We start from the raw sequence: 26608 nt of genomic DNA, 5'->3' as shown, positions 1-26608 counted from the left end.
ATGCTTGAGCAACAATTTCGACATAAAATTATTCTATAGTATGACATAAATATGTATATTCCTACCATTGTCATGCTATTAATCCGAATACTTTATATTAAATAACGCCCTTTAAATCCCGATCGGGAAGGAAAAGGGCGTCATTTTTGTCTGCGGGTCAAGAGGGACTTCCGGCTCCAAGCTCAACCCATTCCGAGGACCAGTTGCCAATCTCCTTCAAAATAGGTGCAAGTGCCGTTCCCTTAGCAGTTAGGGAATACTCGATTCTTACCGGAATATCGGGATAGACTGTTCTCTGAACAATGCCTTCATTTTCCAATTCCTTCAAACGGTCGGACAGTACTTTGCCGCTTAGGTTGGACAAACAGCTTTCAATTTCGCCAAACCGGCATGGGCCGGGAATCAATACAAATACGATCAGCGCGACCCAACGCTTGCTTAGCAGATCGACTGCTTTTTCAAAGCGGGGACACATTTCAAAATTTTTCATACCATCACCTCAACATTCATTATAACATAAACTTACAATAAGTAATTATAATTATTTAAGTATATATTATAACTTGACGAATTTATATTACAATGATAAACTTACTTACAAATAGTTACTTTAATTTAAAATAAATCGACTCTGCTGCGAGCGGCCGATTGAAATGAAATATAATTAAGGAAGGTGCGCTCATGATTAAACCTGAGATTGTCTCCATACTTAAAAATAAAATCCATACCATCGATCTGAACGACTCCGCCAACATCCTTGTCGGGCCGATTACGCTTCCGGTGAACCTGAACGGAGAGACCGTTACATTCAAGTGGTACAGCTGGCTCCACGTGACGGATGAAGAACGCCTGGAACTTGCGGGAGAGGAAATGACGGAGAAGCTGATCGGCCGCCTGGCCGGGATGAAGCTTGCCGACAGCCAGCAATCCAGTGTTTTGGTGTACGGGGATTTCGAGAATGCCGACACCGCGCTTATTCGGATGCACAGCATCTGCCATACGGGCGATATTTTCGGCAGCAAGCGCTGCGACTGCGGCTACCAGCTTCACCAGTCGATGAAGATGATCGTGGAGAACGGCTCCGGCGCTCTATTTTATCTGGCTAATCATGAGGGAAGAGGCATTGGGTTGTTCAGCAAGGCGATGGCTTACCTTCTGCAGGAAGAAGGCTATGACACGGTGGAAGCGAACCTGGAGCTGGGCTTTGAGGACGATTCCAGAAGCTATACGGACGCCATCAGCGTGCTTCAGCACCTGCGCAGCAAGCCAGTTACGCTTATCACCAATAATCCCAAGAAGCTGAAAGCGCTGAAGGCAGCAGGAATGAACGCTGTGAAGCGTGTGGCGCTATGGGGAGATGTGTCCGTTTTTAACGAGAAATATTTGCGCACGAAAGTAATCCGTTCCGGCCATCTTGAAGCGCAGGACGGGGAATCGCTGCCGGGAATGATAGCACGGTAAAAGGCAAAACACTAAAAGGGTGGTGCTTTTAAGCCCGTTCCTTTATAATGGCCTTTGAATGAATTTAATTGTTTAGCGAGGTATACTATGGCGGCGATTGATGTACATGATTTGCGAAAAACCTTTAAAGTGCAAAAAAACCGCGGAGGTCTCAAAGGGGCCTTCGTTGATTTGTTTAAGCGGGAATACAACGAAGTAACTGCGGTCAAGGATATCTCGTTTCAAATTCCGGAGGGTGAAATCTGCGGATATATCGGCGAGAATGGTGCCGGAAAGTCGACGACGATTAAAATGCTGACCGGTATTCTGGTCCCGACTTCCGGGCGTTTGACTGTAGGCGGCTATGTGCCTTATGAAGAGCGCGAGAAATTCGTCCGCAACATCGGCGTTGTATTCGGCCAGCGAAGCCAGCTCTGGTGGGATATCGGCGTAATCGAATCATTCGAGCTTCTGCGCAAGGTGTACCGCGTGGAAGAAACCGATTACAAAAAGCGTCTGGACGAGCTGGTAGAGAGGCTTGAGCTGCAGGAGCTGCTGAACCGCCCTGTACGCAAGCTCAGTCTCGGTCAGCGGATGCGCTGCGAGCTGGTTGCGGCCCTGCTGCATAATCCGTCCATCGTATTTCTCGACGAACCGACGATTGGCCTGGATATAGTGGTCAAGTCTGAAATCCGTTCGTTCCTGAAGGATATGAACCGCGAGCATGGCACGACTATTCTGCTTACAACCCATGACTTGCAGGACATTGAGGCGCTCTGTTCGCGGGTGATTATGCTCGATGACGGGAGCATTATTTACGACGGCGGGCTCGATGAGCTGAAGCAGCGCTGGGGAACGGGCCGCGAAGTGGTATTTCAGTTTGGAACCGCCACAAAGCTTAACCGTCTGGAACTGCTGACCGAAGGTATGCCTGTAAAATGGACAGCCGAGAACAATCTGGGCGCTACGGTATGGATTCCGCTGGAAATGAACGTGTCTGACGTTCTCGGCCGGGTTGTCGGACAAGCCGATATCACGGATATCAAGATTATTGAAACGAATACGGACGATATCGTCCGCAGTATTTACCAGTCCGGGTCTGCGAATAAGGCGGAAGAGGCGACTCCGGCGCTGCCTCGGGAAGGAGCCGGGCATGTTTAATGCACTTTCCGAAGCAGGTTCACCCCGAGGGAGCAGGGATACTGGCGAGGAAGGCCAGGGGGGCGGCAAGAGGTCCGAGCGAAGATTGCTGCTTGAGGCGTACTTCGATTTTATCCGCATCCGCTTTCTGACCATGCTGGCCTACCGGCTGAATTATTACACAGGAATCCTGATCTATTCCCTCAACATCGGCGTCAATTATTTCACCTGGAAAGCCATTTACGGACAGGGAGAGTCACTGGGCGGCTTCACCGCGGCGCAGATGACAACTTATGTTGCCGTATCGTGGATGGCGAGAGCGTTCTATTTCAATAATCTCGACAGAGAAATTTCAACGGACATACGCGACGGAAGCATTGCCATCCAGTTTATCAGGCCCTACAATTATGTTCTTGCCAAAATGATGCAGGGTCTCGGAGAGGGAATGTTCCGCTTTATGCTGTTTATGATCCCGGGCATGGCGCTTGCCATGCTGCTGTTTCCGGTGCGTCTTCCGCATGACCCGGCGGCGTGGGCAGGCTTCTTGGTCATGCTGTTTTTCAGCTTTTTGATCAATTCGCAGATTAACATTATTACCGGGCTGCTGGCTTTTTTCGTGGAGAATAACGAAGGGCTGATGCGCATGAAACGCGTCGTTGTCGATCTGTTCTCCGGTCTGATCATTCCGATCAGTCTGTTCCCGGGCTGGCTGTCTTCCATACTCAAACTGCTGCCGTTCCAGGCGATTACCTATCTGCCGGGCTCTGTCTTTACCGGGCGGGTGCAGGGTGTGGGGATTTGGAACGTATTCGGCATTCAGATCATCTGGTTTGCGGTTCTGCTGATTCCGCTGTTCTGGTTATACCGCGCGGCGCGGCAGCGCCTGTTCGTGCAGGGAGGTTGAGGAAGAGATGTACCACTTAGGACTGCTGTCGGAATATTTGAAAAATTACATGAAGACCCGGCTGACCTACCGTGCGGATTTTTGGGTTGAGGTGCTTTCGGATCTATTATTTCAGGCGACGAATCTGATTTTTATCTTTGTCATTTTTATGCATACGAACAGCCTTGCAGGGTGGAGCCAGAACGAGGTGGTCTTCGTTTACGGCTTTTTCATGTTGCCTTGGGGGGTGTTCGCCTGTTTCGTGAATATGTGGAATTTCAGCGAGCGCTATATCGTCAAAGGGGAAATGGATCGTATTTTAACGCGTCCCGCACACAATCTGTTTCAGATATTTCTGGAAAATGTGGACCCGCCCTCGCTAATCGGCTCGTTGGTCGGACTGTTTATTATGGCGGTCAGCGGCTTGAATTTAGGACTGCCGTTCGAGTGGTGGACCATTCCGGCGTTAATTCTGCTGACGATCAGCGCTTCGGCCATTTATATGGGAATCTATACAACTCTGACGGCGCTGTCTTTCTTCTCGGACGCTCCCACCGGCATCATTCCGCTGATGTACAACATCCAGTCTTACGGCCGCTATCCGGTGACGATTTACAACCGGGCGATTCAGGTGCTGCTCACCTGGATTCTGCCGTTCGCCTTTGTGGGCGTCTATCCGGCGGGGCTGTTCCTTCAGCGGGAAGAGATGACGCGGATGGCGCTGCTGACTCCGGTCATGGGCGCAATCTTTGTCAGTATCGGCTTGTTTGTCTGGAGCCGGGGAGTGCGGAAATATAAGGGCGCGGGGTCCTGATGAAAATGCAAATCGGACTTCCAAGCAACGATAATTCAGCACATTAATGATTATCTTTAATGATATTAATCATTTGATTTTACCAGAGCCGCTTTCCAATAGGGGAGCGGTTTTTTTGCGTACTGGAATAATTCTACCGAGAAAAAATCTTATTTCTCCTGTTATCTGCAATACATAGGATTGCAATGCATAGAATGACTATGTATAATTATGACCGTTACGAGTTGAACGGTCCATGATTGGAATAGGAGGAGCATGGCAATGAACAGGGAACTTATGAAAGGCAGCACCGCTACGATGTTGCTCATGCTGCTAAACGGCAGACCGCTGTATGGCTATGAGCTGATTAAAGAACTGGAAAGAAAATCGGAAGGGACATTCGCGCTGAAGGAAGGAACACTTTACCCCATCTTGCATGCCATGGAAGGTGAGGATTGGGTTAAGGCTTATTGGGAAACCGTCGAAGGGCGTAAACGGAAATACTACCAAATCACGGACAAAGGCAAGCGGATTTTGGAAGAAAAGAAACGCGAATGGGCGTTATTCCGCAATGCCGTCGATTCCGTATTGGGGAATGGAGGGATTTGAGTGAGTAGATCGGATGCATTTGAGGTATATCTGGATAGAGTCTGCGCACAGGTCGGTGCTCGTGAGCTTCACGGTGAGCTGCGAATGGAGTTGGCAAACCATCTGGAAGAACTGGCGGGGGAACGGGAAGTTATGGGTTTCGAGAAAGAAGACGCTGCCAAGTGGGCGCTGGAGCAGATGGGTGACCCAGAAACTGTTGGAAGGAATTTGCACCGAGTACATAAGCCGCGAATGAATTGGAGATTACTTGCCGTGGTTCTAATGTTTGCGGCAATCGGATTGTCGGGCATGCTATCCCTTGCCGCCACTCAAGTGAACTCCGTAACCGACGAGTTTTATGGAAGGCTGGCCTCTAATCACATTCATTATCTGGTTATGGGTACCGTATTAATGCTTGGGCTGGCTTTCTTCGACTATCGCAAGCTCCGGCGTTATTCCTGGGCTTTGTACGTCGTGACTTTAATCGGTATGATGGCCGTGTTTTTTTCTGATGTATCTATGAACGGTGCCAAGGGCTGGATCAAAGTCTCGGGCTTTGCCATCGATGTTTTTGGCTGGAGTCCATATACTCTTCTGGTCGCTCTGGCCGGAATGTGGACTTCTGACCGGAGTTCGTCTCCCTGGGCTTATCGCTTAAAAAAACGCTATGGACCTTTAATGATTCTATTTCCTTGTTTGATCTACGCTGTCGGAGACGCATTGACGGAATTAGTCATATTCACGGCAGTTTCGTTGATGGTTTATGCCAGGTCAAATGGCGGATGGCGCCGTTCAATTATTACTATCTCAGGGCTGGTGACCGCTGTATTATTATATGCGTGGCAAGAACCTGCTTACAGGCTCGGTATGATGGCTGCTTTTGATCCGCGCAGTGTTCCTAAGCGTGCCAGCTACATGATTATCAATCTTCGGGAAACAATGGCTTCGGCAGGGTGGTGGGGACACGGGTTTGGCGCACTCAGGGAACAACTTCCATACGTGTATTCCGACATGTTTTTCCCCTATTTGATTTACACATTCGGTTACTTGGCGGGTCTTGCACTTGCAGGAGTAATAGTATGGTTCATTGCGCAAGCGGTGCTGGCCTGGAGGACTGTCCGCGATCCTTTCGGCAAGATACTTTTTACGGGCATGTCGCTGCTTCTGATCCTTCCTTTTGTATACGGTTTGCTTTTGTTGACCGGTCATGTTCTTATCCTCGGTTTGCCGTTGCCCTTTTTAAGCTACGGAGGCAGTCATCTGCTGGCTGAGTTTGGGGCACTCGGTTTACTGCTAAGTATTTACCGCAGGAAAGATACATTGCCTCGCGGTGAGGATTATTCATCAATCGGAAGGGAATATGCTAATCAACCCAAATGACCTTGCAGCGGGAATTACAGGTCGATTTTGTTTTTTTATCCGCTAACGGTAAGATACTAATACAAGGGATGTTGATTATATTAATTTGGGAGGCAAGAGATGAAGAGGGAAGTACAGCATGTGCCCTACGGCTACGAGCCGCCAGCGGAGAAGCGCAGAGGGACGTTAATCTATTACGATTCCTTCGAGCATACAACCGATGAAGAACTGAGGGCCGCGGCGCAGGCCGCACTGGACAAAAACTTCGGCAAGCTGGTGCTCTATCCGCTGCATGAGGAAACGGTGCGCAGAATGTCCAAGGAACCCGTAAGCTCTTACTATAAGCGTGAAGACCGCCTGCATGAGTGGAAAAGAGAGCAGGGCACTTCGTCCATAACGGTGGAGAATTGGGAGGGCAAGCGGAAAAAATATACGCCCATCGACTCCGCGCTGCGCCATTTGACCGAGCGTTATCCGGGGCCGCATTTTCTGTATGTCACGCCGGAGACGGCCAATCTGTTCGCTTCGTTCTCCTCTTTCGAAGAATGGATCAAGAATCTGCGTTTGCTGTTGCCGGAGAAACCGGGAATCCTACATCCCCGTCTGGAAAAATACAGCCACCGCTGGTCGGTTGTAGCCGAAGAAGTGTAAAAAAACAGCCCGTTCATTCGCCGGTTCTGGCGTTTGTGCGGGCTGTTTTTTCATGCACGGCTAATAATATTAATGCGAACTGCCCTGCCGGCGTTTGTACAAGTACATTTTCCATTGGTAGTGGATGAAGCAGCCGATGCAGAAGCCGAGTATGGCTACTAAGGCGGCGGTACCTACAATAGCGGTGAAGATATACGCCGCGGTTAACCAACCGGCAAGATGACTGACAAGTCCGGCAGCGAGACAGATGACGGCTATGCTTTGATTGAACTGCTGCTGCTCCGGGTCTTCGAGAACATACGCGGAGCGGTCTTTCCGCAGAAACCGGGCAGAGAGGCTGATAACCGGATTGTACCGAAACAATAGACCGAGCAGCCCTGCTGCCAGCGGTATAGCCAGAAACCAGTAAAAACCGGTAAACCAGGTTAACAACACGGACAGAACGATAACCGATTGGTTGGCCCGGACCAGCGGTCTGGGAATCCCCCTTGACGTATCGGGCATTAAACCCACCTCACTTATTGGAATAATTAAATTATAATCTCAGCCAGCCTATTTTGATAGTAAAAGTATTTGACTTTTAGTTTAAATTTATGGTTTTGTTATGGAGACCGATTGTTATAATATAGTTGAAGAGACAGAAATATAGGAGGAATCGGAGTGGGAGATACGATACAATCAACAGATATTAACAAGGAGAGGATAAGGAAGATGCCGATCCTGGTTTCGCTGCTGCTCAGCGGCTTTATCGGCATGTTCAGTGAAACGGCGCTTAATGTCGCGCTTAGCGACTTGATGAAAGCACTGAATATTACGCCGACTACGGCGCAGTGGCTGACTACCGCATATTTATTGACGCTGGGGATTCTGGTCCCCCTCTCGGGGTTGTTGATTCAGCGGTTCACGACGAGGCAATTATTTATCGCGTCCCTGGCTTTTTCGATTATCGGAACGGCTCTGGCCGCCTCTTCACCGAATTTTGAATTTTTGCTGATCGCCCGGGTCGTGCAGGCTATGGGAACGGCGCTCCTGCTGCCGCTCATGTTCAATACGATTCTGGTGCTGATTCCGCCTGAAGAAAGAGGAGCGGCAATGGGGATGATTGGGCTGGTCATCATGGTAGCCCCGGCCACCGGTCCGACGATCGCTGGTCTCCTTATCGAGAGACTGAGCTGGCACTGGATTTTCTGGATGTCGCTGCCGTTTCTCGTGATTGCGCTGATCTTTGGGATGGTCTTCATGCAAAATATAACGAAAGTGACCAAGCCCGCCATCGACTGGCTGTCGATTCTGCTGTCTTCCGTTGGCTTCGGGGGCGTCGTGTACGGCTTCAGCAGCGCCGGAGAAGAGGACGGCTGGAACAGCCTTAAAGTATGGATTGCCATTGCGGTCGGGGCGATCTCGCTGATTCTGTTCGTATGGCGCCAGCTTACGATGAAGCAGCCGCTGATGGATCTTAAGGTGTTCAAGTATCCGATGTTCGTCGTAGGCCTGCTGTTGATCTTTATCTGTATGATCGTCATTTTGGCCGCAATGCTGATTCTGCCGCTATATTTGATTAACGGACAGGGATACAGCGCGTTCAAGGCCGGGCTATTACTCCTGCCGGGCGGACTTATTAACGGCTTGTTTTCGCCGCTTATGGGCAGGCTGTTCGACAAATTCGGCCCAAAATGGCTGGTCATTCCGGGATTAGCCATTGTCGCCGCCACGCTGTGGCTGTTCTCGGACATTAATGCGGCTTCTACCGTGGCGTTCACTATCGTGCTGCACAGCGCGCTGATGATCGGGATATCGATGGTGTTTATGCCGGCCCAGACGAATGGAATCAACCAGCTTCCGCTTGAGCTGTATCCGCACGGCACAGCCATTATGAACACACTCCAGCAGGTGGCCGGTGCCATAGGCACCGCGCTCGCGATCAGCATCATGACGGCCGGAACGAACAGCTATCTGAAGAGCGTGGAGAATCCGCAAGACCCGGCCGTGCAGCTGGCTGCCTTTACGCAGGGGGTCCAGCACGCGTTTATTTTCGCCATGTCGCTGACCATCGCCGGCTTGATCCTTGCCTTCTTCCTGAAGCGTGTTGCCGTCCGCCATCCGCATGAAGGCGCTATGCACTAATCAGAACGTTTTGAAGCCCTTCGGCCAATGCCGGGGGGCTTTTTCGTCAGGAGTGGCGCTATTCTGGAAGAAAGGCGCAGCCTTTTCAGGTCTTTTGCAACATATTGCGGCATACGCCCGTCGAAAGGGTATATAGACTTTACTAAATCAGCTTGGAAAGAAGGGTATTTATGAAAAATCCACCTAAATTATCTATAAAAATAAAAAGAAATGCCCTGCTCGGTCTGGCAATCGTTGTGGGAGCGGGCGCCGGGACAGCGGCAATCGCACAGTCGGCTTCGGCCGCTCCGGCAGCGGCCGTTGTAACCTCCGAACAATCATTAGGCGTGTATAATCAATTCCAGAAATACTTGAAAAATTCCGCGAAGACGCCGTACAGCCTGATCCAGGCGCGTAATTATCTGCTCAACCATATCAAACGAGCCGATTCCTGGCGGGCCACCGTCATGGTGCTCCAGCTTGAAAATGCGCAGAAGGCGAGACTGAACGTTTTTTCCGAAAAGCTCTTCCCGGAGAAGGTTCAGAAAGCGATTGACGCCGCTTACCGTAAAGGCGGGCAGCAGACAGGACTCACTTACAGCAGCTTGCTGAAGTACATTACGGATGACAGCGTCCGCGCCTTATTGACCGAGTCCTACGGTTACGGCTATAAGCTGGAGACCAGTGAAGGCATGTATTACCCTGTCATGCATTACGAGGGCTTCAAATTCTTCAAGCCTTATATCGGAAAAGACATTGCCGCCTATATTGACTTGATGGCCGCCGATACCAACAAGCCTGCCCTGAACGACGCCGCCATCGTCATTTCATGGGATGAACTGATTAACCGGACGCTTGCCCTGGAATCCTATGTAAAGGAGTATCCGAAATCAAATCGTACTGGGGCGGTGAAGGATAAGCTGAAGCTGATGGAAACGTTCGTGTTTTATGGCTCGAACAATACTCCCGCCTATGAATACTTAGCCAAAGGCGAGCTGACAACGATTGATCCCGAACTGAAACAAGCATATGAAAAAGCGTTGCAGAGCGGGGCGGGGGACAGCAGAGTTTTGAAGACGATCCAGAGTGTGCTGGGAATGCTGGATGCGAGCGGCGATAAATGGAACGGAAACATCGAGAAATTTTTGAGGGATTTCATACAAAATGATTAAGCGGTTGATTCTGGCGCTGGCGATGGTTCTGATATTTGCGGATGTGCCGCTGCCGGGTGGCGAGAATACGGCTTCTCCGGTAAATGCGTCGGGGAGTGCAGCCATAAAGCAATATCCTTTTCCCGCAGGTTTCGTGTATGTGGACGAGGTGATACCGAAAGCCCGGTTCGACATCCGCTATTACGGCGAGAGCAATTTTGCGGGACGGCGGATTGCCGGGTACAAAGCGCCTTATGCGATTTTGACGAAGCAAGCGGCCAGAGCATTAAAAGCGGTTAGCGATGAACTGGAACCCAAAGGCTATGCGATCAAAATTTATGATGCCTACCGTCCGCAGAAGGCGGTCAACGATTTTATCAAATGGTCTAAAGATGCCGGAGATAAGAAGATGAAGCAGCAATACTACCCCCGGTTGGATAAAGAGAACCTCTTCAAGCTCGGTTTTCTCGCGACCAAATCCGGGCACAGCCGCGGAAGCACCGTCGATTTGACGCTTGTAAGCATTAATACCGGCAAGCTCGTCGATATGGGAGGGCCGCATGATTTCTTCGGCAGTCTTTCGTATTATTATTCACCGCAGATCACCAAGGCGCAGCAGGCCAACCGGAGGCTTCTGAAGGAAGTCATGAACAAGCATGGATTCAAAGGATACAGCAAGGAATGGTGGCACTTTACGCTAATTAAAGAGCCTTTTCCTGACCGGTATTTCGATTTTGATGTCGAATAGCAAACGAATGAAGGCCTCACTCCCCACGGCTTTAGTGGAGAATGAGGCCCTTTTGCTGTTGCTTGCTTTAGAAACCCTTGTATTGGGGTTCTTCACTCTCAAGCTGCTGTACCCGGCTTTCCACCTGCTGCATGATTTGCTGGGTTTGCTGTGCAGCAGAGGTAAACAGAGTTTTGGCGTCCTGATTCTGAGTGCTCAATGCGAACTGCTCAAGGCTTGCTTGAGCGCTTTTCAATGATGAAAGGCAAGTTTTTACATCTGAAGCTACTGTCATCGTCAATTCCTCCTATGTTTGGGTTATGAATGGTGATGCACCACGGTAATATTTGCGCCTCAAGCTTGGATTATGCACGAGGTCGATTCCATTGTTACCAAAAAAGAACAGGTGAATTTCGGATAGGTTCCACCCCTTTGAGCCATAATGAATTTGGTTAGGATTAGCTAGCAAAATAAAGGGAGGGCGCTGAAATGCCGACTTGGCTGGAGGTTATTTTTCGGACCATATTCGCTGTGATTGTACTTTTTCTGTTAACGAAGATACTTGGCAAAAGACAGGTGTCCCAGCTTTCTTTCTTCGAATATATTACGGGGATCACGCTTGGCAGCTTGGCGGCCTACATCTCGTTGGATACCGACAATACCTGGCATTTGGGCATGATTGCAATTCTGGTATGGGTCGCCATTTCCTTCGGGATCGAATTTCTGCAGCTCAAAAGCAAGAAGGCCAGAGACTTCGTCGATTTCAAAGCGACCGTGCTGATCAAGGACGGCAAGGTGTTGGAGGAAAACCTCAAAAAAGAGCGCCTGACGACGGACGATCTGCTGGAGCAGCTCCGGGCTAAGGACGTGTTCAAGGTAGCCGATGTCGAATTTGCAATTATGGAAGCGAGCGGACAGGTCAATGTGCTGCTCAACCGCGAGAATCAGCCGCTCACTCCGAAGCATTTGGGAATTAAGGTAGCTCCGGAGAAAGAAACCCAAGCCGTCATTATGGACGGAAAAATGATGCCCGAACCGCTCGATATGATGGGGAAGACCCCAAAATGGCTGATGGATGAACTGGAGAAGCAGCAGCTTAATCTGCAGGATATATTCCTGGGCCAGGTTGATTCCTACGGGGAGCTGACGGTCGATTTGTACGCCGACAACGTTCAGGTTCCGCAGCCTCAGGAGAAGCCGGAGGTGTACGCCTTGCTGAAAAAATGCGAAGCCGATCTGGAAATGTTCGGACTGTCCACTCAAAATAAAGACGCCAAAAAGCTGTACGAGTCGTGCTCGTCCCAGCTCCTGGAAGTGATTGCAGAGTTAAAGCCGCTGCTCACCACTTAAAGAGTGGCGAGCGGCTTTACCCATTATGGTTAACCCGGCAGCACCAGACGCAGCAGCATCAGCGACACGATGCCTACCGTCACTGTACCGAGCAGGCTGCGCGTTATGATCGCGACGAGAAAAGCAGGAACCGCCGCGAACAGCTCCGTATTGCTTGTCAGCGGGGCGAGCTTGCCGTCTTGAATAAACAGCTCCTGCGCCACCAGAGCGGCCATAATGGACACAGGTACATGATTTAACCACCGCATGCTCCAGTCCGGGAGCTTAAACCGGCTGAGCACCATCAAGGGCAGAACGCGCGGGATAAGGGTGACTGCCGCCGAACCGAGTATAATCCACAGGATTTGACTTCTTACTTCCATTTTTCCACCGCCATTCCGATAGTCGCTGCTATGATTGTTGCCGCAATAACCCCGACTGTCGGGGAGACCCACAGAGAAACGCCGATCGCCACCGCCGCGGCAGCCAGACCAACGATGACATCCGTTCTGATTGTGCGCCGGCCGAGTATGGAAAGGACCAGCAGCCCGATGAACATGGCCGGCAGCGCATAATCGAGACCGAATTTTTCGGGGCTGGTAATCCACTGTCCGATAAGAGCACCGGCAATGTTGGCGGCACACCAGTTCAAATAAGCGGTGATATTAAGCCCGTGCATCCATTTTTCGCTGATTTTTTTGCGTTTGGCCGCTTCATTTATGGCGACGCCGAAGGTTTCGTCCGTGAGAAGAACGCCAACAAAAAAGTTACGGAAGGGCGTCAAATGACGGAAGTAGGGCGATATGGCCGCGCTTAGCAAAAGATGCCGCAGATTTACGAATAGAATGGTTATGATGATGCCTGCGGACGGACTGCCCATGGCGATCATGCCAGCGGCGATAAATTGGGCGGACCCTGCATATAGAATCAGAGACATCAGGATAATCTCCATAATGCTTAACCCCGCCGTTTTCTGGGCGACGCCCGCCGCAAACCCGATACTCAAATAGCCAAGCAGGGTGGGAAGACAGTCCTTGACCCCTCTTAAGAAGCTTTCTTCATTCGTGCAGCTCCCGGTTGACTGTGCCCGGGTTGTTGTTTCCATTTTCATTATGTAGTTCGCGACCTCCTGATTGAAACAAGCTTCTTGTTCTAGCGATAATTATTCTGCCGTTATTTTATCACGCCAAATGATAAAAGGGCATACCGCATCTGTTAAATGTAAATTGTTATAATGATACTTGACTGACCGTTCTCAAATAATTATGATGTAATCAGAGAGGAGGATTGACGATGGCAAGACCGCGGGAATTTGATGAAGAAACGGCATTGGATAAAGCGATGGAGCTGTTCTGGAGTAAAGGCTACGAAAAAACATCGATTCAGGATCTATGCGAATATACAGGAGTGCACCGTGGCAGCTTGTATGAAACGTTCGGGGACAAGAATGAATTGTTTCTGGCTGCGCTTGACCGGTTCCGGCATCATTCGGCGGGAAGACTCTTTGCGGTTTTGGAGGAGCACGGCAATCCAAAGGAGCAGCTTGCCGCCTTTTTCGAGCGGCTGATCGAAAGCTCTATGGACAATGCAAAAGAACGGCGCGGCTGCTTCATTGCGAATACGGCCGTCGAACTGGCGCCCTTCGACTCCAAGGTGGCGAGCAGAGTGGAGGCAAGTCTGCTGGATATGGAGAATCGTTTCTACAGCTTCCTGCTACGCGCGCAGAAGGAAGGCCGGTTGAAAGGGAAGCATAATCTCCGCGAGCTGTCGCGATTCTTGGTCGGTGTGAAGCAGGGAGTGCATATCATGGCCAAAACGACGGCTGACCGCAAAACATTACAGGATGTATATCAAGTAGCACTTTCGGCAATCTTTTAAATTTTTTTTGCTCAATTAAAGAATGTATATTCTTAAATTATGATGAGGAGGAACAATCATGACTCAAAAAATCGCTTTAGTTACCGGAGCCAACAGAGGGCTCGGACTGGAAATATCTAAACAGCTGGGTGCCCTTGGCATAACCGTTTTGATGGGCGCGCGCACGCTCTCTTCGGCGGAGGAGGCTGCAAAGCAGCTGTCTGCTAAAGGCTTCGATGCGGTAGGCGTTCAACTGGAGGTTACGAGCAAGGAAGACATTGCAGCGCTGGCCGAATGGATCGAGCGCCGCTACGGCAAGCTGGATATCCTGATCAATAATGCGGGCATTGCCGTGCGATCGTCCGGAGGGAATCTGGAGGCTTTCCGCCAGACCTTTGAGGTCAATACGTTTGCTCCGTTCTTGCTGACGGAATCGCTGCTTCCGCTGCTGCTGAAGAGCAAAGCGGGACGCATTGTGAACCAGAGCAGCGCAATCGGCTCCATTACATTAATGCATACCGATGAAACTGTACGCAGACTCGGAGATCCTGCATATGCCGCTTCCAAGGCGGCGCTCAACATGCTGACCGCTTACTGGGCGCAGAAGCTCGAGAGTACTCCGCTTAAGGTAAATTCGACGCATCCCGGACTGGTGCAGACGGATATGGGCGGAGCAAACGCGGAAATTCCGGTGGAAGAAGGCGCCAAGACGGCTGTGGCACTGGCTGTCGTTGATGCCGACGGACCGAGCGGAGAGTTCTTTTATATGGGTCAGACTCTGCCCTGGTAAGGAAAGGGGGATGGACTGTAAGATAGATACTGTAAGATATATAGAGAAGTGATAGGGATAGGAGTGAAGGGATGCGTAATATTAATCTAGCTCCCAGGTGGTATTATGGCTGGACTGTGGTTTCCATTGTTTTTCTCGTCTTACTGGTATCGGCGGCCATCAGTTCAATTCCCAGCGTATTGATGCTGCAATTTGAGGGAGAATTCGGCTGGAGCCGCTCCGCCGTATCCGGCGCGCTGTCCATCCGCATCTTTTTGTACGGATTAATGGGTCCTTTCTCCGCAGCTCTGATGGCCCGCTTCGGCATCCGCCGCATCATGCTACTGACGCTGAGCTTGCTAACAGTGAGCCTTGCGCTGACGTCTTTTATGACCGAGCTCTGGCAGTTCATCGCGCTGTGGGGGATTGTCATGGGTCTGGCCACCGGAGCGCTGGCCAATGTTCTGGGTGTCACTGTGGCGGGACGCTGGTTCGTGAAGCACAGGGGGCTCGTTGTCGGCATTCTTACAGCCAGCGCGGCGACGGGCCAGCTGCTTTTTCTGCCACTTCTGGCTAAGGTCTCGGTCGGATTGGGCTGGCGGTTCTCCATTTATACGACCGTTGCGGTACTGCTCGTGCTGATACCGGTTGTGGCAATCTGGATGCGAAATCATCCCTCGGACGTCGGGGTTCCAGCTCTTGGAGAGACCGACATATCCCCGCCTCCGCCGTTCAAGGGTAATCTGTTCCTGGCTCCGCTGCTCGTGCTGAAGGAGGCAACGAAGAGCGGAACATTCTGGCTGCTGGCCGGCACTTTTTTCTTCTGCGGCTTCTCCACCAACGGCTTAATCGGGACCCACCTGATTCCCGCCTGCGGCGACTTTAACATCCCGGTTGTAATGGCCGCCGGATTGCTCGCATTGATGGGGATGTTCGATATGGCGGGCACGACGCTGTCGGGCTGGCTGTCGGACCGTTTTGACAGCAGATGGCTGCTGTTCTGGTATTACGGGCTTCGCGGACTGTCGCTGATCTTCCTGCCCTATGCGCTGAACGGAGGTTACACGCTGATGCTGGTGTTTGCCGTGTTCTATGGTCTGGACTGGATCGCAACCGTACCGCCGACCGTCAAATTAACCGCCGATCATTTCGGAAGAGAAAAATCGGGGATGGTGTTCGGCTGGATTCTGGTGTCCCATCAGCTTGGGGCCTCGGCAGCCGCTTACGGCGCCGGTGTGATGCGGCAATGGCTTGGCAGTTACACCGTTCCTTTTGTTACCGCAGGCTTTCTTTGCCTGTTCGCTTCCCTTTTGGCCATGAGAGTTGTAAAAATGCGCAGTAAATCGGCTGCGACTGTTGAAGCCTGAGCAATCAGGCTTTTTTAAAATATAAGAATTTATAAGCCGGGCACTTATCATTTTGACTTATATTTCTACGAGAAACGATACCGTCCTTAAAAGGACGGCGAAGCCGTTTCTTCTTGCGTATATTTACTGAACTTCTACGGCTCCAGTACGGCGAAAAATGTCGTGTGATGTTATTAACTGTTCTTTCCGCTCGAAAGAGAGAAAATGGAAACGTGTATGAAAATTATGGTAGAAGGAAGCGATGCAGCAATGATAACCTGGAGGGAATCGTATGAAATTGGCGTCGAGAAGATCGACTGCCAGCATCGCCAATTGCTGGTCAAGCTGAACGAATTTTTTGATGCCTGCTCAAATCAGCAAGGGCGCGAGAAGATCGAGGAAACACTCAAATTTTTGAAGGATTACACCATTGAGCATTTTGGCAGTGAAGAAGATTTGATGAGCGACATCCACTTCCCGGAGTTATCCGAGCACCAGAAGGAGCACGCGGATTTTGTCAAGACTGTCCTTGAACTGGAAGAGATGGTGAAGACCAAGGGCGTTTCCGTTCTGACCACGATCAAGCTCAACCGCACTTTGACGGACTGGCTTCTGAACCATATTAACAAATGCGACCGGCTTATCGGGGATTACCTGGCCCAGCAGCGCAAAGCGAAAGCGTAATGACCGGTACATAGCAAGGAATTTGTAGGCGGCAGTCGGGGAGGAAGAGATCCCGGGCTGCCGTTTTTGTGTGCATATTCAGTACAATCTCAGTGTGGGGGCAAAGATGAACCGAAGCAGGCGGCTGTGTTAAAATGTACTGCAAATGATACTTAAATCAAGGGAGAAGTGCGCTATGAAAAAGCTGAGGATGATCGTTTCCATTGCCGCCGGCATGCTGCTGCTCGGAATCATTAATGTTTATATCGGCTGGCATGTGCTGCGGCTTCTCTCGGAATGGTTTCCGGGGATGAACGCGGGAGTGTATTGGTTCGTATTTCTGCTCGTCGCTTTTGCCTATCTGTTCTGCCGTCTTCCATGGCCTGAACCTTTGCGACCGGCCGGGAGACTGCTGAAGGTTATTGGTTCCTACTACCTGGCCCTTTTGCAATTCGCCATTATTTTATTGCCTGTAGCCGATCTGGTATATGTCATTCTTTCCCTCGCTGGAGCAGATGTTTCCGGTTATGCCGCCGAAGCCGGTACAGTGCTTGTGATTTTGGCGGCAATCTTTATGCTGTGGGGTTCCAGGAATGCGTGGAGTACGGTGCTGCGTGTTCACTCGCTGGGGTTACCTAAGCCATTTGAGGGGAAGGAACCGCTCAAGATCGCTGTGGCGTCCGACCTTCATCTAGGGGACATTGTGGGCAACCGGCATTTGAAAAAGATGGTTGAGCGGATGAACGCGATGAACCCGGATATTATTTTGCTGGCGGGCGATGTGCTCGATGACAGTCTGGAGCCGTTCGTCCGCAATCGGATGAGTGAGCAGCTAAGCAAGCTTAAGGCCCGTTATGGCATTTACGCCGTGCTGGGCAATCATGAATATTATGGCGGGGATATCGAGAAGTATACAGAACTGATGGGAGCCATCGGCATTCGCGTGCTGCAGGACGAGGTGGCCGAAGCTGCCGGCGTCTACATTGTGGGCAGGAAAGACAAGACGGCGGAGAGCATGGACAGCGAAGGGCGCAAGAGCGTCGCCTCCCTGCTGGAAGGTCTCGATCTGTCCCGTCCCGTCATTATGATGGACCATCAGCCGACAGGCTTTGACGCCGCGGCGGCAGCGGGAGTGGATGTGCTTCTCTCCGGCCACACGCACCGGGGACAAATCGCGCCCATCCACTGGATCACAAGACGGCTGTTCGAGCTGGACTGGGGCTACCTTCATAAAGAGAATCTGCATGTGATTGTCTCTTCGGGGTTTGGCACATGGGGTCCGCCCATCCGGCTGGCCAGCCGGTCTGAGATTATCGGACTGTCGCTGAGCACAAGCTAATGGGACTGGAGAGCAGTGCAACCATGTATAATTTTCCTTCCTGACCGGGACACTAATCAAGTAAACAATGTAAGGTTAAGGAGAGGATACTCATGAGTCCCGACAAAAACTTGATCAACACGGTGAAAGATTTGGAGCAAGTGGCGCCGACCTCCCACGAGGCCAATCAGATGGAGCAGGAGCAGATGGATAAGCGCAAGGAGATGCTCCGCAGAGACAAGGGCTATAAGGCGAACGAGCAAAGTTCCTACGAGTAGCATCGGCCTATCGGGAGCGGTAAAGCTCCCGGCGTGCAATACCTAAGGCGAAGTCCGCTTCGCTTTCAAGGGCACCGGATACGGTGTCCTTTTTTCATGTCCATGAGGATTGCGCATTCCTTCGGGCTTGAAACAATGTATAATTGTTCTAACAGTTGAATAATATAATGAGGAGGGAAAAGGATGGGCAAGGTGAACGATATGGAACGAAAAGTAACGAAATTTGGAAATAGTCTTGGAATCACTATGACCGACGCTCTAAAGCAAATTGGTCTGGAATTGGGCGATACGGTTCAAATCGATGTCAATCAGGCTAATGGAGAAATTATTATCAAAAAAGCCCATAAAATACACTTGCCTGAAGGAATCAGTCCGGATTTTTTCGAGAATTTGAATGACGTTATCCATGAATATGACCGAACCTTAAAAGAGTTAAAGGACAGATGAATATACGTTACTTGACTGTGCAAGAGGTTATTGCTATCAATGTCGCCATGATTCAGAATTATAGCAAAGGGGAACAGATTGGTATAAAAAATCCCTCTCTTCTCGAATCTGCGGTTCTCAGGCCTCAAAGTTCCGCCTTTGGAGAAGATGCGTATTCGTCAATATGGGATAAGGCAGCGGCATTATTTGAATCTCTCGGACAGAATCATCCTTTTCAAAATGCCAATAAAAGAACGGCCTTCACCTCATTGCTCATTTTTCTTAGGTTTAATGGGTTTTATTTTCAAATGGAGCAAGGGACAGCGGCAGATTTTACCGTTGACATGGTTAACCATAAATATTCATTTGACGATCTTGCCACTATGATTAAAGCGCATTCTATCAAAATGCCTCCCGGATAATCAGAGGCCACTGAAAAAGTCATCCAGTCATAGAAAGAGACAGTTTCTCAATAATTTGAGGAAGCTGTCTCTTTTTTTCGGTATACTGAAAGCATCAAATTAAAGGCTGGTGGTCCGGATGCTTCCGAAACAGCAGAGCTTAATCTTAAGTCCCTATATTGAACTCTACAACATCTTGGTTCCCCAAGATCACATGTTGCGGAAAATGGACGAACTGGTGGACTTTAGCTTTGTCTACGAAGAGCTTCAGGAGAGCTATTGCCACGACAACGGACGCACTGCGCAGGACCCGGTCCGGATGTTTAAGTATTTGCTGCTCAAATCGATGTTTGACTTGTCCGATGTCGATTTAGTCGAGCGTTCGAAAACGGATTTAGCGTTCAAGTTCTTTCTGCATATGGCCCCCGAGGAAGAAGTGATCGAGCCCAGCCTGCTTACCAAGTTCCGCAAATTGCGGCTTAAAGACATGAAGCTGCTGGATCTGCTCATCGGAAAAACGGTGGAAATTGCTATGGAAAAAGGCGTCATCCGCAGCAAATCTATTATTGTGGACGCCACTCACACGAAGGCTCGCTATACCCAAAAGACGCCGCAAGAGGTACTGCGGGAGCGCTCCAAAATACTGAGAAAAGCGATCTACCCCCTGGATGAGTCGATGAAAAACGTCTTTCCGTGCAAACCGGTCACGAATGTCATTCAGGATGAAATTCGTTATTGCGAGCAGTTGATCGCGGTGATTGAAGCGGACGGACGTTTTACCGAATTGCCCAAGGTGAGGGAACCGCTCAACTTGCTAAAAGAAACCATTACCGATGACCTAGAGCATTTGCAAACTTCCGTGGATCCGGATGCCAAAGTCGGCCACAAAAGTGCAGACTCCTCTTTTTTCGGGTACAAGACTCATATTGCGATAAGCGAGGAGCGAATCATTACAGCCGCCACGATTACTACCGGCGAACAACCCGACGGCAAGCAGCTAAAGACGTTGATAGAAAAAAGCAAAGCGGCGGGGATGACAGTGGAGACGGTGATTGGCGATACCGCCTACTCGGAGAAAGACAATCTGGCGTACAGCGAACAAAATGAAATCGAACTCGTATCCAAACTAAATCCGCTCATTACCCAAGGCAACCGGAAGAAAGAAGACGAATTTGAGTTTAACAAAGATGCGGGGATGTATGTCTGCAAGGCCGGACATCTGGCGACGCGCCGGGCGCGCCAAGGAAAGAAAGGGAAGGGCAAAAACCAGGTGGATACGTATTATTTCGATGTGAACAAATGCAAGATGTGCCCGCTTCGGGAAGGGTGCTACAAGGAAGGGGCAAAAAGCAAAACCTATTCGGTAAGCATAAAGTGCGATGAACATCTGGCGCAGGCTGCATTTCAGGAAAGCGAAGCGTTTAAGGCTAAGGCAAAAGAACGGTACAAAATTGAGGCCAAGAACAGTGAACTTAAGCATAGACACGGGTATGATGTTGCATCCTCCTCGGGTCTGGTTGGCATGGAAATACAAGGAGCCATGGCGATATTTTCTGTGAATCTGAAACGAATTTTGAAGCTGCTGGAGCCATAAGGCTCATCTCCTCCTCTGACAACAAGCAAAAAGACGACATGTCATTCGGAAATACGTGAATGAATGTCGTCTTTTTTGATGGGTTCTCTTTCAGCCCACTTAAAAAGCTATGTTTTTCAGTGGCCTCGATAATCAGGGTAGGCATTTTTCGTTTTTTTGATTATTTTCGAATCAGCGGGGTAATGAACAAGAGGCATTCATTCAAGCCTTACGGGGCACATATCAAACGTACAAAGGAGCGGAGATTCTATGAACAGAATGCAGGACAAGGTCGCAATTGTGACAGGAGCAGCTTCCGGGATTGGCAAAGCCGCTGCCATTCGTTTGGCGGCCGAAGGCGCAAAAGTCAGTCTAATCGACAAGAACGAACAGACGATCAGCCAGACCGAGGCGGAGATCAAGAACGCTGGCGGGGAAGCGATCAGCTTTATCGCTGATACTTCCAAGGCTGAGGAAATCGGCCCCGCGGTCAAAGAGACGGTGGAGCAGTGGGGCACCATTGATACCGTATTTGCCAATGCGGGAGCTCTGGGGATGGCGTCCCCGATTGAGTATTTTCCTTCGGAAGAATGGGCCGGAACGATTTCGAACAACGTAATCGGGACCTTCGAGACGGTGAAGCAGGCCATTCCTTATATGAAAGAAAAAGGCGGCTCCATTACGGTGACCAGCTCGGTCAGCGGCAGCCGGCAGTTCGCCCAGCCGGGTTTTTCGGCTTACAGCACCTCCAAGGCGGCGGTTGCCGTATTCGCCGAGATGGCGGCGCTGGAGCTGGCCCAGTACAAAATCCGCGTAAACGCCGTCTGCCCGGGTATCATCGACACGAATATTTTCGATTCCCAGAAGAAATCCGAGCATCTGGATGAAATCAAATATCCGTTTGACATCCCTCAGGACGGCGTCCCGCTGACGCATGCTCCCGGGAAGCCGGAAGAGGTCGCGAATCTGGTGCTCTTTCTCGCAAGCGAAGAAGCTTCCCACATTACGGGCACCAAGGTGTTCGTCGACGGCGCGGAGACGCTGATCAAAGGCTAAATAAAGCCTCCGGCCGGTTTAGCACAGAACGGCGTCCTCACGCCATTAGCTCAAAAAGCACATTCTGCCACAAGCGCAGGATGTGCTTTTTGCCGTGGTATCATCCAGAAATTTGCAAAATGGGGAAAATGACGTTGACAACAAAGAACATATTGTATATATAATATATATACAATATAGACAGCGCAGCAGAATGGGGTGAATGATGAACATAATTTTATCCAACTCATCGGGAGAACCGATTTATGCGCAGATTGTGAGCCAGATCCGGCAGTTGATTTTACAGGGCGAGCTTGCCGCAGGGGACCCTCTGCCTTCGATCCGTCAATTGGCCAAGGATTTGCAGATCAGCGTCATTACGACTAAGCGCGCATACGAGGAATTAGAGCGGGAAGGTCTTGTCAATTCTCTGGTGGGAAAAGGCTCCTTTGTGTCCGGCATGAATCAGCAGTATATCCGTGAACAGCGATACCGGCTCTTGGAGGAGAAAATGAAAGAAGTGATGGAAGAGAGCAGGCTGCTCGGGATCGAGTTTGCGGAAATGGTTGACATATTCAGGACGCTTAAGGAGGAGCAGGAATGAGTAATGTGGTTGAAATTCGGGGAGTTTCCAAGTCTTTTGAACGTTTTGCGCTGGATCAGGTACAGTTTGAGGTGAAAAAAGGGTTTATCACCGGATTGATCGGTCCCAACGGCGCCGGGAAGAGTACGCTGATCAAGATCATGATGGATATGGTGCGTCCAAGCAGCGGGGAGGTTCGAATATTCGGCAAGACGCTTGCGGATAACCCTGGCCTGAAGGAACGCATCGGGTACGTCTCGGACGAGAATTATTTCTATGAGAATATGACGATCCGGAATATGAGAAAAATGATTGCGCCCTTTTATCAGCATTGGGATCATGCAGCCTTTACCCGTTATTTGGAAATGTTCGAGCTTTCCGAAAAGTCCAAGATCAAGAACCTGTCGAGAGGAATGAAGATGAAGTTCTCGCTGGCGGTGGCGCTGTCCCACGATGCGGACCTTCTGCTCATGGACGAACCGACCGCTGGCCTTGATCCCGTCTTCCGCAGGGAGCTCTTGGATCTGCTCGGGGAGCAGATTCTCGACGAGAACAAGTCGATCATCTTCTCTACCCACAATACGACGGATCTGGACCGGATCGCGGACTATATCATTTTTATGAACCGGGGGAAGGTTGTCTTCAGCGACAGCAAGGATGAAGTGCTGGAACGGTATGTGCTGGTCAAGGGCGGGCGCGAGCTGCTCGATAAGGATGTTAAGAAGTATTTTGTCGGAGTAAAGGAAGGGGCTCACGGATTTGAAGCCTTGGCGGACCGGCGGGAAGCGGAAAGGGCGTTTCAGGGAAATGCGCTGCTCGAAGCGCCGACGCTCGAAGACATTATGTATTTCACTGTAAAAGGAGGCAAGGCTCATGTCTAATCTCGTTTCCTTGATCCGCAAGGATTTTATGCTGTCCAGAAATTTTCTGCTGTTTGGGGTTCCCTATCTCATGGTTCTGTCCATTATGAATGCGAAATCCGCACAGTTCGGCGTGAGTCTGTTTATTACGTTCCCAGCCATGATGATGCTCCTTACCTCCTGCCTGCAGGATATCCGAAATGTGAATATAAGATTCTCGCTCAGTCTTCCGGTACACCGCAGATTGATCGTTGCCTCGAAATATGTATCGGTACTGCCGTTTATCTTGATTGGCGTAGCTTTTGCGCTGGTGTTCAGTCTGGCGCTTGCGCAGCTGGGATATGGCAGCCTGAGTATGAACTGGAGAGAGCTGGGGGTCTCTATTCTGTCGGTACCGTTGATGGCCTCGGTTTACCTGCCTTTATTTTACTGGCTCGGTCCCAAGGGAGCTCAATATGTGAATACCGCGTTCTTTTTGGGCTTATTCTTCGGCATTATGAATTTGGGAGGCATCATCAAAGCGATTCCGGGGCTGAAGACCTTTGTACTGGGCACCGAGGGTTTGGGTCTTGAAAAATGGTTGGTCGGAGGTGCTATCTACATCTTATTTGTGGCTGCTTCCTATCTTGTCTCTCTGCGGCTGTTCTCCAGCCGGGATTTATAGTTTCCTGGTTGATCTCCGTCCTGGCGGTTAAATACGAAATAGCGGACCAACCGTTGGGACATATTAGGAGATGAAGGAGGAACGTCAGATGAGTGTGAGAATATCCAAAGGAAAATCCGACCGGTTAATCAAGCTGTCCAATGACCGGGGGCTGTTTGTGGCGACGGCAATCGATCAGCGGGGGTCGCTCAAGAAATCGCTTGGACGCGCTCTCGGAGGCGAAGCGGACGAACGGCATGTCGCTGAATTCAAAAGACTGGTGTCCGAAGAGCTGACGCCATACTCCAGCGCAATCCTGCTCGACCCGGAGTACGGCTGGGATGCGGCGGCGGTCCGGCATAAGGATACCGGGCTGCTGATCGCATATGAGGAAACGGGCTATGACGCTGCGGAAAAAGGACGCCTGCCCGATCTGCTGCCGGAATGGTCGGTGCGCCGCTATGCGGAAAAAGGCGTTGATGCCATCAAAATTCTGATGTATTACGATCCGGACGACGACGTGAAGATTAACACGATTAAACATGCCTTTATCGAACGGGTCGGAGCGGAATGCGAATCCGTGGATATCCCTTTTTTCTTCGAGGCCGTCACGTACAGCGATACCCTCACGGATTCCGCCGGAGCGGAATTTGCCAAGGCCAAGCCGGAAAAAGTGAAAAAATACATGCAGGAATTCACCAAGCCCCAGTACAAGATCGACGTCCTTAAAGTGGAGGTTCCGATTAACCTGAAGTATGTCGCAGGCACCCGGGCCAACGCGGGCGGCGAAGCCGTGTATACGCGAGAAGAAGCGATTGCGCATTTCAAGGATACGGCGGATCTGACGACCGTTCCGTTCATTTATTTGAGCGCGGGCGTGACGAATGAAACGTTCATCGAGACGCTGGAGCTTGCCGGCGAAGCCGAAGTTCCGTTCTCGGGCGTGCTATGCGGACGGGCAACCTGGCAGGACGGTGTTGAGATCTACGGCAAGCACGGAGCCGAAGCGCTGCGGGCATGGCTGAAGGAAGAGGGGGTGCGGCGGATGATCCATCTGGGCGAAGTGCTGTCAAAGGCTGCGACCCCCTGGTGGGATTTCTATGGCGGCAAGGACAATATCGAGGTCGTGGAAAGGGAAAAAAGCAGAGTCTAGCCTTAATGTTGACGGCTTCGCCGGGGGATGTTTCCCTGGCGGGGCCGTTTTTTGCAATTTTCACATCGACAGTTTCATTTTCACAGTTTAAAATAAGTAAAGCATTTACCGGCCGCAGCTTCTGATTTTGAATGAGCCTTGCAGCGGACTTTGAGGCGCTCGCCTTCTTGATGCATAACGGAGAGAGCGCCTGCATCATGCCGGAAACAGTATTTAAGATAAGGAGAATAAAGAAATGAGCACACCGCTATCCGCAAACCCGAGCGTACAAGTAAAGGAACGCATTCCTTTGGCGCTTTTGTCTTTGACGCTCGGCGCTTTTGCCATCGGAATGACTGAATTCGTTATTATGGGCATATTGCCTAATGTAGCCGAGGATCTGCACGTTTCGATCGCTTCGGCGGGACAACTGATTACCAGCTATGCGCTGGGCGTCGCCATCGGGGCTCCGATTCTGGCGATGCTGACGTACCGGCTTCCACAAAAACAGTTGCTTTGCCTGCTGATGATCTTCTTTATCATCGGGAACGGCATTGCCGCATTTGCGCCGAACTACAACGTACTGATGGGAGCCAGACTGTTTACCGCCTTGGCCCACGGGACCTTTTTCGGCGTCGGTTCCGTCATCGCGGCGAGCCTCGTCAAGCCGGGGCGGCGTGCCGCGGCGGTTTCGATTATGATGGCCGGATTGACCGTAGCCAATATAATTGGCGTCCCGGTTGGGACGTTTATCGGCCAACATCTGGGCTGGAGAGCGTCGTTCGGCGCCGTGGTCGTGATGGGCGTGCTCTCGCTTGCCGGCATCCTGCTGCTCGTGCCCGTAATCAAGGCGGAGGAAACTTCAAGCCTTACACGCCAGCTTCGGGCGCTGATACAGCCGAAGCTACTGCTTGTTCTGCTGACAGGAGCGTTCGGGTGCGCCAGCCTTTTCTCCGTCTTCACGTATATTACACCGCTGCTGGAGGACATTACCGGGTTCTCGGAGAGCATCGTCGCCTTGATTCTCGTGCTGTTCGGCGTAGGCGTAACAACAGGAAATATCATAGGGGGCAGGCTGGCCGACTGGAAGCTCATGCCCTCGATGCTTGTGAACTTTGCTTTTCTTGCGGCCGTCCTGGCCTTTTTCGCCTATTCGGTCCACATTCCGGCACTCGCGGTCATTACCATATTTATCTGGGGCGCCGGCGCCTTTGGCGTGCTTCCGGGCCTTCAGGTCCGAATCATGAATTTGGCGAAGGACGCTCCGGCGCTAGCCTCCACGTCAAACCACTCCGCGCTGAATCTGGGCAACGCATTCGGAGCCTTTTTCGGGGGATATATTATTACGCATGTCGGCCTTTCCGCTCTTCCCTGGTTCGGGGCGCTGCTTGCTTTTTTAGGGCTCCTGGCAGCCGCAGTCGTGTATGTCTGGGATATGAAGGGCGGAACACGCTGATCCAACCGAATAGCGAACCGCTCAAACCTATAGTGAACAACAAACCCAAGCAGTGCCGGCACAGCCGCCGGTCTCTGTTTGGGTTTTTGTGATTTACAGCATAG

Annotated in this window: 31 protein-coding genes; 26 read left to right on the top strand and 5 right to left on the bottom strand. The window is 50.8% G+C overall.

Annotation, left to right across the window (positions count from 1 at the left end; all coding sequences use genetic code 11):
• Positions 1–157: 157 nt before the first annotated feature.
• Positions 158–490, bottom strand: a complete 333-nt coding sequence (locus tag PUR_RS14275) for a winged helix-turn-helix transcriptional regulator (protein ID WP_179035822.1) — start codon at positions 488–490, stop codon at positions 158–160.
• A 191-nt stretch (positions 491–681) separates the two neighbouring features.
• Here PUR_RS14275 and PUR_RS14270 point away from each other — a divergent pair, with 191 nt between their 5' ends.
• The 7 genes from PUR_RS14270 (at position 682) to PUR_RS14240 (ending at position 6854) form a co-directional block, all read left to right on the top strand.
• Positions 682–1461, top strand: a complete 780-nt coding sequence (locus PUR_RS14270; protein WP_179035821.1) for a GTP cyclohydrolase II — start codon at positions 682–684, stop codon at positions 1459–1461.
• 87 nt (positions 1462–1548) lie between these two features.
• On the top strand, positions 1549–2601 hold the full coding sequence (locus tag PUR_RS14265; RefSeq protein WP_179035820.1) for an ABC transporter ATP-binding protein: 1053 nt from the start codon (positions 1549–1551) through the stop codon (positions 2599–2601).
• A gap of 88 nt (positions 2602–2689) precedes the next feature.
• The gene (locus PUR_RS14260; RefSeq protein ID WP_179037919.1) at positions 2690–3484 is read left to right on the top strand and encodes an ABC transporter permease; all 795 of its coding nucleotides are present in this window, start codon (positions 2690–2692) and stop codon (positions 3482–3484) included.
• A gap of 7 nt (positions 3485–3491) precedes the next feature.
• Positions 3492–4277, top strand: coding sequence for an ABC transporter permease (locus PUR_RS14255; protein ID WP_179035819.1), 786 nt, complete (start codon positions 3492–3494; stop codon positions 4275–4277).
• A 255-nt stretch (positions 4278–4532) separates the two neighbouring features.
• Positions 4533–4865 carry a PadR family transcriptional regulator gene (locus tag PUR_RS14250; protein WP_179035818.1) on the top strand — a complete coding sequence of 111 codons (333 nt, stop codon included), beginning with the start codon at positions 4533–4535 and terminating at the stop codon, positions 4863–4865.
• A complete protein-coding gene (locus PUR_RS14245) occupies positions 4866–6224 on the top strand; it encodes an FtsW/RodA/SpoVE family cell cycle protein (protein ID WP_179035817.1) in 1359 nt (452 codons plus the stop codon). It begins immediately after the preceding gene.
• A 99-nt stretch (positions 6225–6323) separates the two neighbouring features.
• Positions 6324–6854 carry a hypothetical protein gene (locus PUR_RS14240; protein WP_179035816.1) on the top strand — a complete coding sequence of 177 codons (531 nt, stop codon included), beginning with the start codon at positions 6324–6326 and terminating at the stop codon, positions 6852–6854.
• 69 nt (positions 6855–6923) lie between these two features.
• Here PUR_RS14240 and PUR_RS14235 read toward each other — a convergent pair whose 3' ends face one another.
• Positions 6924–7358 carry a DUF4395 domain-containing protein gene (locus PUR_RS14235; protein ID WP_179035815.1) on the bottom strand — a complete coding sequence of 145 codons (435 nt, stop codon included), beginning with the start codon at positions 7356–7358 and terminating at the stop codon, positions 6924–6926.
• 207 nt (positions 7359–7565) lie between these two features.
• On the opposite strand from PUR_RS14235, the gene PUR_RS14230 reads away from it, so the two are divergent.
• The 3 genes from PUR_RS14230 to PUR_RS14220 all read left to right on the top strand — a co-directional run bounded on the left by PUR_RS14230 (position 7566) and on the right by PUR_RS14220 (position 10856).
• The gene (locus tag PUR_RS14230) at positions 7566–8978 is read left to right on the top strand and encodes a DHA2 family efflux MFS transporter permease subunit (protein ID WP_179035814.1); all 1413 of its coding nucleotides are present in this window, start codon (positions 7566–7568) and stop codon (positions 8976–8978) included.
• Between the two features lie 170 nt (positions 8979–9148).
• Positions 9149–10129, top strand: a complete 981-nt coding sequence (locus tag PUR_RS14225; protein WP_179035813.1) for a hypothetical protein — start codon at positions 9149–9151, stop codon at positions 10127–10129.
• Positions 10122–10856, top strand: a complete 735-nt coding sequence (locus PUR_RS14220) for a M15 family metallopeptidase (protein ID WP_179035812.1) — start codon at positions 10122–10124, stop codon at positions 10854–10856. The genes PUR_RS14225 and PUR_RS14220 overlap by 8 nt, the downstream gene beginning before the upstream one ends.
• A gap of 67 nt (positions 10857–10923) precedes the next feature.
• Here PUR_RS14220 and PUR_RS14215 read toward each other — a convergent pair whose 3' ends face one another.
• Positions 10924–11130, bottom strand: coding sequence for a DUF1657 domain-containing protein (locus tag PUR_RS14215; protein ID WP_179035811.1), 207 nt, complete (start codon positions 11128–11130; stop codon positions 10924–10926).
• 194 nt (positions 11131–11324) lie between these two features.
• On the opposite strand from PUR_RS14215, the gene PUR_RS14210 reads away from it, so the two are divergent.
• Complete coding sequence (locus tag PUR_RS14210; RefSeq protein ID WP_179035810.1) at positions 11325–12185, top strand: DUF421 domain-containing protein; 861 nt, start codon at positions 11325–11327, stop codon at positions 12183–12185.
• Positions 12186–12214: 29 nt separating this feature from the next.
• On the opposite strand, the gene PUR_RS14205 is transcribed toward PUR_RS14210, so the two are convergent.
• Both PUR_RS14205 and PUR_RS14200 read right to left on the bottom strand, forming a co-directional pair.
• Positions 12215–12547, bottom strand: a complete 333-nt coding sequence (locus tag PUR_RS14205) for an AzlD domain-containing protein (protein ID WP_179035809.1) — start codon at positions 12545–12547, stop codon at positions 12215–12217.
• Positions 12538–13269 (bottom strand): AzlC family ABC transporter permease, encoded by a 732-nt coding sequence (locus PUR_RS14200; protein WP_179037918.1) that lies wholly within the window; start codon positions 13267–13269, stop codon positions 12538–12540. The genes PUR_RS14205 and PUR_RS14200 overlap by 10 nt, the downstream gene beginning before the upstream one ends.
• 188 nt (positions 13270–13457) lie before the next feature.
• On the opposite strand from PUR_RS14200, the gene PUR_RS14195 reads away from it, so the two are divergent.
• From PUR_RS14195 to PUR_RS14125, 15 genes are all read left to right on the top strand, one after another.
• Positions 13458–14042, top strand: coding sequence for a TetR/AcrR family transcriptional regulator (locus PUR_RS14195; protein WP_179035808.1), 585 nt, complete (start codon positions 13458–13460; stop codon positions 14040–14042).
• A gap of 58 nt (positions 14043–14100) precedes the next feature.
• Positions 14101–14811 (top strand): SDR family oxidoreductase, encoded by a 711-nt coding sequence (locus tag PUR_RS14190; RefSeq protein WP_179035807.1) that lies wholly within the window; start codon positions 14101–14103, stop codon positions 14809–14811.
• Positions 14812–14882: 71 nt separating this feature from the next.
• The gene (locus PUR_RS14185; protein WP_179035806.1) at positions 14883–16157 is read left to right on the top strand and encodes an MFS transporter; all 1275 of its coding nucleotides are present in this window, start codon (positions 14883–14885) and stop codon (positions 16155–16157) included.
• A 249-nt stretch (positions 16158–16406) separates the two neighbouring features.
• Positions 16407–16820 carry a bacteriohemerythrin gene (locus PUR_RS14180; protein ID WP_025335074.1) on the top strand — a complete coding sequence of 138 codons (414 nt, stop codon included), beginning with the start codon at positions 16407–16409 and terminating at the stop codon, positions 16818–16820.
• A gap of 175 nt (positions 16821–16995) precedes the next feature.
• Positions 16996–18138, top strand: a complete 1143-nt coding sequence (locus tag PUR_RS14175) for a metallophosphoesterase (RefSeq protein ID WP_179035805.1) — start codon at positions 16996–16998, stop codon at positions 18136–18138.
• A 92-nt stretch (positions 18139–18230) separates the two neighbouring features.
• Positions 18231–18395 carry a hypothetical protein gene (locus PUR_RS14170; protein WP_179035804.1) on the top strand — a complete coding sequence of 55 codons (165 nt, stop codon included), beginning with the start codon at positions 18231–18233 and terminating at the stop codon, positions 18393–18395.
• 183 nt (positions 18396–18578) lie between these two features.
• Positions 18579–18842 carry an AbrB/MazE/SpoVT family DNA-binding domain-containing protein gene (locus PUR_RS14165; RefSeq protein WP_179035803.1) on the top strand — a complete coding sequence of 88 codons (264 nt, stop codon included), beginning with the start codon at positions 18579–18581 and terminating at the stop codon, positions 18840–18842.
• Positions 18839–19243 (top strand): type II toxin-antitoxin system death-on-curing family toxin, encoded by a 405-nt coding sequence (locus PUR_RS14160; protein WP_179035802.1) that lies wholly within the window; start codon positions 18839–18841, stop codon positions 19241–19243. The genes PUR_RS14165 and PUR_RS14160 overlap by 4 nt, the downstream gene beginning before the upstream one ends.
• 118 nt (positions 19244–19361) lie before the next feature.
• Positions 19362–20816 (top strand): IS1182 family transposase, encoded by a 1455-nt coding sequence (locus PUR_RS14155; RefSeq protein ID WP_179035801.1) that lies wholly within the window; start codon positions 19362–19364, stop codon positions 20814–20816.
• 249 nt (positions 20817–21065) lie between these two features.
• On the top strand, positions 21066–21851 hold the full coding sequence (locus tag PUR_RS14150) for an SDR family NAD(P)-dependent oxidoreductase (RefSeq protein ID WP_179035800.1): 786 nt from the start codon (positions 21066–21068) through the stop codon (positions 21849–21851).
• A 205-nt stretch (positions 21852–22056) separates the two neighbouring features.
• Positions 22057–22434, top strand: a complete 378-nt coding sequence (locus PUR_RS14145; protein ID WP_179037917.1) for a GntR family transcriptional regulator — start codon at positions 22057–22059, stop codon at positions 22432–22434.
• Positions 22431–23294: an ABC transporter ATP-binding protein gene (locus tag PUR_RS14140; RefSeq protein ID WP_179035799.1), complete on the top strand. Its 864-nt coding sequence runs from the start codon at positions 22431–22433 to the stop codon at positions 23292–23294. Before PUR_RS14145 ends, PUR_RS14140 begins: the two co-directional genes overlap by 4 nt.
• The gene (locus PUR_RS14135; protein ID WP_179035798.1) at positions 23287–23937 is read left to right on the top strand and encodes an ABC-2 transporter permease; all 651 of its coding nucleotides are present in this window, start codon (positions 23287–23289) and stop codon (positions 23935–23937) included. Before PUR_RS14140 ends, PUR_RS14135 begins: the two co-directional genes overlap by 8 nt.
• A gap of 88 nt (positions 23938–24025) precedes the next feature.
• On the top strand, positions 24026–25069 hold the full coding sequence (locus PUR_RS14130; RefSeq protein ID WP_179035797.1) for a tagatose 1,6-diphosphate aldolase: 1044 nt from the start codon (positions 24026–24028) through the stop codon (positions 25067–25069).
• A gap of 235 nt (positions 25070–25304) precedes the next feature.
• Complete coding sequence (locus PUR_RS14125; RefSeq protein ID WP_179035796.1) at positions 25305–26504, top strand: MFS transporter; 1200 nt, start codon at positions 25305–25307, stop codon at positions 26502–26504.
• Positions 26505–26608: the final 104 nt, after the last annotated feature.

It is taken from the genome of Paenibacillus sp. URB8-2, assembly GCF_013393385.1.
In the GTDB taxonomy this organism is placed as follows: Bacteria; Bacillota; Bacilli; order Paenibacillales; family Paenibacillaceae; genus Paenibacillus_AQ.
This window is presented reverse-complemented; position numbering and strand designations above follow the sequence as displayed.

Coding starts and splice junctions, on each gene's coding strand:
- PUR_RS14140 (WP_179035799.1), top strand. CDS start 22,431: ATGAGTAATGTGGTTGAAATTCGGGGAGTTTCCAAGTCTTTTGAACGT.
- PUR_RS14165 (WP_179035803.1), top strand. CDS start 18,579: ATGGGCAAGGTGAACGATATGGAACGAAAAGTAACGAAATTTGGAAAT.
- PUR_RS14235 (WP_179035815.1), bottom strand. CDS start 7,358: ATGCCCGATACGTCAAGGGGGATTCCCAGACCGCTGGTCCGGGCCAAC.
- PUR_RS14195 (WP_179035808.1), top strand. CDS start 13,458: ATGGCAAGACCGCGGGAATTTGATGAAGAAACGGCATTGGATAAAGCG.
- PUR_RS14185 (WP_179035806.1), top strand. CDS start 14,883: ATGCGTAATATTAATCTAGCTCCCAGGTGGTATTATGGCTGGACTGTG.
- PUR_RS14225 (WP_179035813.1), top strand. CDS start 9,149: ATGAAAAATCCACCTAAATTATCTATAAAAATAAAAAGAAATGCCCTG.
- PUR_RS14160 (WP_179035802.1), top strand. CDS start 18,839: ATGAATATACGTTACTTGACTGTGCAAGAGGTTATTGCTATCAATGTC.
- PUR_RS14250 (WP_179035818.1), top strand. CDS start 4,533: ATGGCAATGAACAGGGAACTTATGAAAGGCAGCACCGCTACGATGTTG.
- PUR_RS14215 (WP_179035811.1), bottom strand. CDS start 11,130: ATGACAGTAGCTTCAGATGTAAAAACTTGCCTTTCATCATTGAAAAGC.
- PUR_RS14150 (WP_179035800.1), top strand. CDS start 21,066: ATGAACAGAATGCAGGACAAGGTCGCAATTGTGACAGGAGCAGCTTCC.
- PUR_RS14125 (WP_179035796.1), top strand. CDS start 25,305: ATGAGCACACCGCTATCCGCAAACCCGAGCGTACAAGTAAAGGAACGC.
- PUR_RS14205 (WP_179035809.1), bottom strand. CDS start 12,547: ATGGAAGTAAGAAGTCAAATCCTGTGGATTATACTCGGTTCGGCGGCA.
- PUR_RS14240 (WP_179035816.1), top strand. CDS start 6,324: ATGAAGAGGGAAGTACAGCATGTGCCCTACGGCTACGAGCCGCCAGCG.
- PUR_RS14230 (WP_179035814.1), top strand. CDS start 7,566: ATGCCGATCCTGGTTTCGCTGCTGCTCAGCGGCTTTATCGGCATGTTC.
- PUR_RS14275 (WP_179035822.1), bottom strand. CDS start 490: ATGAAAAATTTTGAAATGTGTCCCCGCTTTGAAAAAGCAGTCGATCTG.
- PUR_RS14270 (WP_179035821.1), top strand. CDS start 682: ATGATTAAACCTGAGATTGTCTCCATACTTAAAAATAAAATCCATACC.
- PUR_RS14135 (WP_179035798.1), top strand. CDS start 23,287: ATGTCTAATCTCGTTTCCTTGATCCGCAAGGATTTTATGCTGTCCAGA.
- PUR_RS14145 (WP_179037917.1), top strand. CDS start 22,057: ATGAACATAATTTTATCCAACTCATCGGGAGAACCGATTTATGCGCAG.
- PUR_RS14155 (WP_179035801.1), top strand. CDS start 19,362: ATGCTTCCGAAACAGCAGAGCTTAATCTTAAGTCCCTATATTGAACTC.
- PUR_RS14175 (WP_179035805.1), top strand. CDS start 16,996: ATGAAAAAGCTGAGGATGATCGTTTCCATTGCCGCCGGCATGCTGCTG.
- PUR_RS14130 (WP_179035797.1), top strand. CDS start 24,026: ATGAGTGTGAGAATATCCAAAGGAAAATCCGACCGGTTAATCAAGCTG.
- PUR_RS14210 (WP_179035810.1), top strand. CDS start 11,325: ATGCCGACTTGGCTGGAGGTTATTTTTCGGACCATATTCGCTGTGATT.
- PUR_RS14200 (WP_179037918.1), bottom strand. CDS start 13,269: ATGGAAACAACAACCCGGGCACAGTCAACCGGGAGCTGCACGAATGAA.
- PUR_RS14180 (WP_025335074.1), top strand. CDS start 16,407: ATGATAACCTGGAGGGAATCGTATGAAATTGGCGTCGAGAAGATCGAC.
- PUR_RS14265 (WP_179035820.1), top strand. CDS start 1,549: ATGGCGGCGATTGATGTACATGATTTGCGAAAAACCTTTAAAGTGCAA.
- PUR_RS14170 (WP_179035804.1), top strand. CDS start 18,231: ATGAGTCCCGACAAAAACTTGATCAACACGGTGAAAGATTTGGAGCAA.
- PUR_RS14220 (WP_179035812.1), top strand. CDS start 10,122: ATGATTAAGCGGTTGATTCTGGCGCTGGCGATGGTTCTGATATTTGCG.
- PUR_RS14255 (WP_179035819.1), top strand. CDS start 3,492: ATGTACCACTTAGGACTGCTGTCGGAATATTTGAAAAATTACATGAAG.
- PUR_RS14190 (WP_179035807.1), top strand. CDS start 14,101: ATGACTCAAAAAATCGCTTTAGTTACCGGAGCCAACAGAGGGCTCGGA.